This is a genomic window from Candidatus Obscuribacterales bacterium (assembly GCA_036703605.1).
Taxonomy (GTDB): Bacteria; Cyanobacteriota; Cyanobacteriia; order RECH01; family RECH01; genus RECH01.
In genome coordinates, this window is record DATNRH010000930.1 from 1 (window position 1) to 1,143 (window position 1,143).

The 1,143-nt window shown below is 54.0% G+C and carries 1 protein-coding gene; it reads left to right on the top strand.

Annotation, left to right across the window (positions count from 1 at the left end):
* Positions 1-247: 247 nt before the first annotated feature.
* Positions 248-1,143 (top strand): hypothetical protein (locus tag V6D20_19120; protein ID HEY9817893.1); only part of this gene is annotated, 896 nt, incomplete at its 3' end.

Consider the following 1,143-nt stretch of genomic DNA (forward strand, 5'->3'; position numbering starts at 1 on the left):
TGCTGCACCTGCACGCACAGACAAGGCAGGCAACACCTATTCTCCCCCCGAGGGTGTCACTTCCAAGAAGCTGCGCACAGGCACCCGCCAATTTCTGGGAGTCATGTTGTGATACAATGATACTGAAAGTCACGCGACTTCGTGATTTCCCTTTTGTCGGACACAATCAAACACAATAAAGCACACTACAACTTTCTAATTCCATATGTAACGCCCCCTCCCTTCCCTCTGGTGTCTCACATCAACCATGTCCTCCCAGCTTGTTGTCAGCCGGCTGGCCTCGCGCCAGGCCTCGCTGATGTACGCGTCAGGCGCAGACGTCAACTTGTTTGAGAACGAGTCCCATGCTGTGCTCAACCCTTACAACCACGACCTCAAGGAGATGTCCAAGCAGGGGCAAACCCCCACCTCCTTTAACCAAGGCATCATCCGCTGGGAGGTGCCCAAGTTTGAGGATTGCTTCAAGGACGGTTTCTTTGAACTCACCACTGCCGCTGCCACCTTCAATGTTGCTCAAACCATTGAGGCGTTCGTCCAAAACTTTGGTTACGTTGCGTTCAGGCGCGTGTACATCCAGCTCACCAACAACCCCTACACTGCTGAGTTTGAACTGCCCTACTTCATGTTTGACAGACAGCGCACCAAGTACAACTCCCGCCAATACATGGACTTCATTGAACCCTCCATGCTCTCCTCTGCCTCCACTGTTGCGCGTCAACGCGCCCTGGCTGCCGGACACAAGGCCCTCATCCCCTTTGATGTGGGTCAGCCATACGAAGGATTTGAAAACATGTTCTGGATCTCCCCCCTGGCCCACAACATGATGGTGTATGCCCAGCTCGCCAACGCTGGAGATGTCATCTATGCTCCCAACGGCTCCGGAGCAGGCAGCTCCGCCAACATCACTAACTTGTCCTCCATCATCACCGACGTGAAGTTGTTCTTCACCATGAACACCGTGGATGATGATGCCCGTGCCAATGCCATTGCCGTGTACAACTCCGATGATGGCATCTACAACATGGTGCTTGAGCCACGCATGTGGCAATTCAACACCGCCTCCAGTGTGTCTGGGGGTGTGCTTAGCCTAGACATGGAGGAGACCCGCCCCTTCACCATGATGACCTTCTTTGTGGAACACGC